Source organism: Pseudomonas cremoris (assembly GCF_014230465.1).
In genome coordinates, this window is record NZ_JAAXCY010000020.1 from 61,289 (window position 1) to 68,523 (window position 7,235).

Genomic DNA, 7,235 nt, shown 5'->3' on the forward strand with positions numbered 1-7,235 from the left:
GCGACATCGAACAATGCGCAACCTTTGGGTTACGCATTGGCGTTGCTACGGCATCAGAACTTCCACTTGGCGTTGACCATCGCGTTGCGTGGCTCGCCGTAAGAGCCCGAGTTGAACGTACCCATGCCGTCGTAGTATTTCTTGTCGAACAGGTTGTTGACGTTCAGCCCGACGGACAGGTGCTCATCCACCTGGTAGTTGGCCAACAGGCCCACCACCGCGAAGGGATCCTGTACGGCCTTGTAGTACGGCCCGGTGTAGTTGATCTGCGAGGTGGCGTACATCTCGCTTTGCCAGGTGACATTGCCACCCACGGTCAAGCGGTTCAGGGCGCCTGGCAGTCGGTACGTGGTGCCGAGCTTGAACAGGTTGATCGGCTGGTTGACCTGTACGCGCTCACCGTCCTTGGCGTGAGATTCGCGGTAGGTGTAGCCGCCGAACACGTTCCAACCGGCAGCCACCTCACCGGAGATTTCGGTTTCGACACCACGCGTGGTGGTGCCGGCGATGGCTTTGTACACCGTCTTGCCAGTGGCATCGTTGCCCGAGTCGGCAGCAGTGTTTTTCTGTTCGATGTCGAACAGCGCGATGCTCGCGTTCAGCGCACCGTCGAAGAATTCACCCTTGAGACCGATCTCGTAGTTATCCCCTTCCAACGGTGCGAGCGAACCACCGCTGGCGGTTTTATAGAACGTCTGCGGCAGGAAGATGTTGGTGTAGCTGGCGTAGACCGAGTAGGTGTCGTTCAGGTCGTAGATAATGCCCGCGTAGGGCGTGACCACGCCGCTTTTCTTGGTTTTGTCGGTGGCTTGCGAGTAAGGAGCGTAATCCGTCACCTCATCAAGCTGCTTCCACCAACTGACGCGGGTACCGAGAATCAGCGTCAGCGGGTCCATCGGTTTCAAACGCAGTGCGCCGTACACGCCAGTCTGTTGCAGGGTGGTAACCGCGCCGCCAACCTCATTGTAGGAACGGCGCCCAAATTGCCGACCATCCCAACTGAAGATGTTGTCCACGTCACCATAATCACCGTCTTGGTCGGCAGAGGTGCTGCTGTAGTTTGGAAAGTTCAGGTGGGTATGCGACGTGCTTGCGCCCACCACCAGCTCGTGCTCACGCCCACCCAATTGGAACGGCCCGCTGGCATACACGTCGAGCATGTCCTGGGTCTGGTAGCTGTCTAAACGATAGATGAATGCGCCTGCGCCCTGGCCAGTGATCGGGTCCGGATAGCCGCCACTGGCGGAAGCCCCCTGCCCTTTGCGGTAGGAATACTGATGGCTGTAGGCGGTCTTCAAACTCCAGTCGTTGTCCAGTTTATGGTCCAACATCGTGGTGAAGGTATAGGTGGTGTTGTCCATGTAACTGGAGCGTGTAGCCGGGTTGAATGAGCGGGGAAAATTAGTCTGGCTGCCATTGCTGTAGAACAACGGAATATGCCCGTAGCTGGTGCCATTGGCATCGTTGTTCTGGTAATCCAGGCTGGTGCGCAGGGTGGTGGTGTCATTCAGGTCGATATCGAGCGCGCCGTACATCACGCGTTTTTCTTGCTTGTACCACTCCACGAAGGAGTTCTGCTTCTGATACGCCGCGACGAAGCGTCCGCGCACATTGCCGGTCTCGGTCAATGGGCCGGACACGTCGACTTCGGAGCGATAGCGGTCCCAGGCGCCTGCCTCTCCCGAGATATGGGCCTGGAAGTCTTTGGTCGGTCGCTTGCGCACCAGATTGATGACGGCGGACGGCGTGCCTGCACCGCTCATCAAGCCGGTGGCACCCCTCACGACTTCGACACGGTCGTAGATCGCCATGTCGGAAAGCGGCCCGATGTACTGCTGGGATTCGTTGGCGATCTGGGACGGAATGCCGTCGTATTGGAAGTTCTGGATCTCGAAACCACGGGAGTAAAAGGAATAGCGCTCGCTGTCACGGTGGTTGCTGCTGATGCCTGGGGTGAACGTTAATACCTCACTGAGGGTGGACAGGTGCTGGTCATCCATCAATTGACGGGTGATCACACTCACCGACTGCGGCGTTTCGCGCAGTGACAGCGGCAGTTTGGTCGCGGTACTGGCCGCGCCAGTGGTGTAGGAACCACTGTTTTCGGTGGTCAAGCCCAGCCCTTCGGCATTGATGCTAGTAGCACCCAGGGTCAAGGCACCGCCGCTGGCTTGGAGCCCCAGGCGGTAACTGCCGTCGCTGTTGGCAGCTACGGCCAAATTGCTGCCGGCCAGCAGCCGGGCAAAACCTTGTTCAACACTGTAGGCGCCCTGCAGGCCAGCGCTTTGCTTGCCGGCAGTCAGGCCAGAATCGAAGGACAACACCACGCCGGCGTCGCTGGCAAAGCGACTCAATACCGAACCCAGTGGGCCGGGAGCAATGGCGAACGCCTGTTGCTGGCTGGCTGCCATAGCACTGGAGCCCGTGGCGAACATGGGGGCCAGCAGCCCGGTTTGCACCATCAGCGATACGCCAAACAACGCGACCTGCAAGGGCTTTTTGCGAAACAAGCGAAGTGGTTGATTGGCGACTGAGGTTTGCCCTGCGCGCATGTTGACTCCTGGTGGCTCGAAACGAATGAAGGGGGTTTGCAGGAGGAGTCGAACGAGGTGCAGCAAATCGACAATGGCGGTTGAGAATTATTTTCAGTTTCAGGCGCGAGGACCCAATGTCGTCCAATAGCGAGTGTGGGCAGTGAGGCGTATCGGCAGCGCGTGGGTCAGGGCGTTGAGCGTCAAGTCGATATCGTCCAGGGAATAGGCACCCGAAACCGGCAGGTGGCCGATTTCAGTGGCGCACCCCAAGTATCCCGGGCGATAGCGGGCCAATTCCGCCACTAAACGATCCAGTCGCCAATTGTCGACAACCAACCGCCCCTGCGCCCATGCGCCTTCACCGGGTTCGTTAGCCCCAAGGGAGAGCATGCGCTGGGCGTCGAACGTGACCGTCTGCCCGGCAGTCACCACCGTCTCCGCGGGCTCGCGGCCCAGGCGCACTGCCACAGCGTGTTGCAGTACGCTCATGGCGGTGAAGTCTTCGAACTGGCGCACATCAAAACGGGTGCCCAACGCGCGCATTTCCCCATGGGCACTGCGTACCAGGAAGGGCCGAGGGTCGGGGGCGGTGTCCACCAGGATTTCTCCGGCCCGCAAGATCACCAGGCGTTGCTCGGCGTTGTAGCGGATATCCACGGCACTGGCGGTGTTGAGGGACAGGCGAGTGCCATCATCCAGGCGCAGGCTGTGACGCTCGCCCGTAGTGGTGCGTTGGTCAGCCATCCACTGCGGAGCCTGTCGATAGCCAGACCAACCGATGGCACTCACTCCGGCACCGATCAACACGCCCTTGAGCAAGGCACGGCGCCCCAATCGGCGGGATTGGTCGGCGGCAGCGTCCATCACATTGACGGTCAATGCACCGGGCAAGCAGTGGAGTTGATGCCGAAGGTGTTCCACGCGCTGCCACGCCCACTGGTTCAGTGGGGTTTCGTCACGCCAGACGAGCCACGCCGCGTGCAGTGCCGGGTCACCGGGCTCGGCGGCCAAACGCGCGACCCAGTGGGCTGCCGCGCTGAGGGCCTGGCGTTGTGAGTCGTGAGCCACCGTCAAAGCTCCAGCGAGAAGATCAGGCAGTGCTCGGTAGCCTTGGCGATATATTTGGTCACCGAACTCACCGAGACCTGTAGCTGTTCGGCAATGTTCTTGTAGGGCATACCCTGTAGCTGTGAGAGCAAGAAGGCGCGTTTGGCCTTTTGCCCAAGGCCATCGAGCATCGCGTCGAGGTGCTGCAAGGTTTCGATAATCAACAGGCGCTCTTCCGGCGAAATAGCACAGGCCTGCGGCTGTTCGGCCAAGGCCTGGAGGTAAGCCTGCTCAAGGGCTTTGCGACGAAAGCTGTCGATCATCACGCGCTTGGCAATCGTCACCAGAAAGTGCCGGGGCTCTTTTAACTCGGCGACCTGAGGCTGAGTGCGCTCAGCCAGCAACAAACGGATAAAGGTATCTTGGGCCAAGTCTGCAGCTTGATGGGAGCAACCCAACCGCCCACGCAGCCAGTTGACCAACCATCGGTGGTGGTCACCGTAGAGTTGGCCAATAGGTTCGTGGGGGGAACGGGGTACACCAGACAGAGGCATAATAATATTGCGCGTGAATGAGAACGCTTCGCAATTTAGAGTAATGCGGGGATAAGGGCAATGATTTGTATCACTGTGATGCACAGCGTGGCGGCGGAAGGTAGATTGTCCCCCTCCCCCCGAGGTGACGCACCATGACTCAACAGCTCCATGGAAGTTGTTTTTGCAAGGCTGTGCAGTACGAGCTGGATAGCCTGGATATGCCCATCAGCCACTGCCATTGCCAAAGCTGCCGCAAGGTTCACGCTGCGGCGTTCGTCTCGACGGCGGGCGTGATGCGTGAGCACTTTCGCTGGACCCAAGGCGAGGCACTGTTATCGTCGTATGAGTCATCGCCGGGCAAATTCAGGCATTTCTGCTCGCGCTGTGGCTCGCATCTGATGGCCGAACGTGGGCATCAACCTCATGTGATCGTGCGAGTGGCGACGCTGGATGATGATCCGGGCGTCAGACCCACTTCGCACATCTGGACCACCCACGATGTGCCCTGGCTTGCCCATGCGGACGTAGAGCAATGGGACGAGTGGAAAGTGTGACTTAAACCTTCGGATCCCCGGGCGGTTTGGCTGGCGTCGCATATTGCGGCTTCAGGTGGCCTTCCTGGTCAAGCAACCAGGCGTCCATGATCTGCCGCACCACAGGGCCCGCGACACGGCCACCCGCCTCGCCGTTTTCGATCATCACCGAGATCACGATTTTCGGGTGCTCGGCGGGTGCGAAGCCGACGAACAAAGCGTTGTCGCGATGGCGTTCCAGGGTCTTGTTACGGTCGTAGCGCTCGCCCTGCTTGATCGCCACCACCTGCGCGGTACCACTCTTGCCGGCGATTCGGTATTGCGCGCCCTGCGCGGCGGCGCGGGCGATGCCGCGTGGATCGTGCATCACCAGTTGCATGCCATGGTTGACCTGCTCCCAGTCACGCGGATCCTTGAGGACGACGTTGGGCATCGGGTTTTCGTCCACCGGTGGCACGCCATTAATGGTCTTGGCCAAGTGCGGTCGGTTCCACACGCCTTTGTTGGCGATCAGCGCAGTGGCCTGGGCCAGTTGCAGCGGCGTGACTTGCATATAGCCCTGGCCGATGCCGAGGATCACGGTTTCACCCGGGAACCAGGGTTGACGGCGGGTAGCGCGCTTCCAGGCCTGGGACGGCATCAAGCCTGCGGACTCTTCGAACATATCCAGCGAGACTTTCTGGCCAAGGCCGAACTCGGCCAGGTAGTCGTGCAGGCGGTCGATGCCCAGCTTGTGGGCCAGGTCATAGAAGTAGGTGTCGTTGGACCGCATGATGGCCGCATCCATATCTACCCAGCCGTCACCGCTGTGGTTCCAGTTGCGGTACTTGTGGTCAAAGTCGGGCAACTGGTAGTAACCGGGGTCGAACACGCGGGTTTGGGCGGTGACGACGCCACTGTCGAGGCCAGCGATCGCCACTTCCGGCTTAATGGTCGAACCTGGCGCGTAGAGCCCTCGTAGAACCCGGTTGAACAGTGGCCGGTCGATAGAATCGTGCAGCGCGGCATATTCCTTGAAGCTGATGCCGGTAACGAACAGGTTCGGGTCGAAGCTCGGCTTACTGACCATGGCCAGCACTTCACCGGTCTGCGGATCGAGGGCCACCACCGAGCCACGGCGATCGCCCAAGGCTTCTTCCGCAGCTTCCTGCAGATGAACGTCGAGGCTGAGCACGATGTTTTTGCCTGGGATCGGGTCGGTGTGCTTGAGCACGCGCAATACACGGCCCTGGGCGTTGGTCTCGACCTCTTCATAGCCGACATGGCCGTGCAACTCGGACTCGTAGAAACGCTCGATACCCGTCTTGCCGATGGACTGCGTGCCACGGTATTCAACCGAGTCGAGAGCCTTGGACTCTTTCTCGTTGATTCGTCCTACGTAGCCGATGGAATGGGCAAAGTGCGCACCTAACGGGTAATGCCTGACGAATTGCGGCTCGACGTCGACGCCAGGCAAGCGGAACTCGTTAACCGCCAATACCGCGATTTGCTCTTCGGTCAATTCGTAAAACAGTGTCACCGGGACAAAGGGATGACGTGCCTGCTTCAGAGCCTTGTCGAAGACAGCGCGGTCTTCAGCGGGCAAATGCAGCAGGTTGACGATGGCATCCAGCTCGCCCTTGAGATCGGTGGTGCGCTCGCGGGTAATGGTCAAGTTGTAGCTGGGACGGTTGTCAGCCAGCACCACGCCATTGCGGTCGTAGATCAGGCCACGTGTCGGCGTGATCGGCAGCACGTGGACGCGGTTGTTTTCGGAAATCGTGGAGTGATAATCAAACTGTACGACTTGCAAGAAGTACATACGCCCTACCAGGGCGCATGTGATGCCAATTACCAACAGCGCGCAGGCGAGCAGGCGCTTGTTGACCAGGCGGTTTTCTTTTTCGTGGTCCTTGATCGGTATCGGTTCTGGCATTTCTACAGCATCTCGTTGAAGAAGGTCGACGCCGCGTCCTGCGGATAAAAGATCAATCCCTGTGAAAATGTGCTGCACCATACCAAAAATGCAGAAACACTTTGCATCGATTTCCCCAACGGCATGCTGTTTGGTCCGGAGAGGAGCGATTTCGGCTCCAGGAAAGCTTCCAGGCCAAAGGTCCCGTATTCGCGGCCGAAGGCCTGCTGATAAGTCCATCTGGCGCAACCTGCGCGCTACCATTCATCGCATGCTTACGGGCCTCCAGCACCCGTTGGAGAGCTTCTGAGACTGAAGACGCAGAGGCAGACCGCGAGGCGCTATATGTTTTATACGCCAGGCGATAGCGACTCACTGCGCTAGAAAAGCTTCTCTTGCCCAACGCCGGTACAAGATTCCTGCCCAGCGCCAATTACCCAAGTCATTCAGCTCGATCTGACTCGGAGCGCCAGGTATGCCGCTGTGTCGGGTGTTGGGGCGGCTTCGCCATCCGGCGCGGGGCAAGCCCACTCACTACATCAATGAGCTGCGGTGTTGTGGGGTCCACTTTCCGATCGCCCAAAACAAAACCCCTGACTGCGTTAGCAATCAGGGGTTCTGGAATTTAATCTTGACGATGACCTACTCTCACATGGGGAAACCCCACACTACCATCGGCGATGCATCGTTT

5 protein-coding genes are annotated in these 7,235 nt (G+C 59.3%); 1 reads left to right on the forward strand and 4 read right to left on the reverse strand.

Annotated elements, in window-relative coordinates; all coding sequences use genetic code 11:
- Positions 1–53: 53 nt before the first annotated feature.
- The 3 genes from HF257_RS32285 to HF257_RS32295 all read right to left on the reverse strand — a co-directional run bounded on the left by HF257_RS32285 (position 54) and on the right by HF257_RS32295 (position 4,135).
- On the reverse strand, positions 54–2,552 hold the full coding sequence (locus HF257_RS32285; RefSeq protein ID WP_185710819.1) for a TonB-dependent siderophore receptor: 2,499 nt from the start codon (positions 2,550–2,552) through the stop codon (positions 54–56).
- Positions 2,553–2,651: 99 nt separating this feature from the next.
- A complete protein-coding gene (locus HF257_RS32290) occupies positions 2,652–3,602 on the reverse strand; it encodes a FecR domain-containing protein (RefSeq protein WP_185710818.1) in 951 nt (316 codons plus the stop codon).
- A gap of 2 nt (positions 3,603–3,604) precedes the next feature.
- Entirely contained in the window at positions 3,605–4,135 is a 531-nt protein-coding gene (locus tag HF257_RS32295) for a sigma-70 family RNA polymerase sigma factor (RefSeq protein ID WP_185710817.1), read from the reverse strand.
- Between the two features lie 134 nt (positions 4,136–4,269).
- On the opposite strand from HF257_RS32295, the gene HF257_RS32300 reads away from it, so the two are divergent.
- The gene (locus HF257_RS32300) at positions 4,270–4,671 is read left to right on the forward strand and encodes a GFA family protein (RefSeq protein ID WP_185710816.1); all 402 of its coding nucleotides are present in this window, start codon (positions 4,270–4,272) and stop codon (positions 4,669–4,671) included.
- Position 4,672: 1 nt separating this feature from the next.
- Here the strand turns inward: HF257_RS32300 and mrdA are convergent, their stop codons facing one another.
- Complete coding sequence (gene mrdA, locus HF257_RS32305; RefSeq protein WP_185710815.1) at positions 4,673–6,565, reverse strand: penicillin-binding protein 2; 1,893 nt, start codon at positions 6,563–6,565, stop codon at positions 4,673–4,675.
- Positions 6,566–7,235 lie beyond the last annotated feature (670 nt).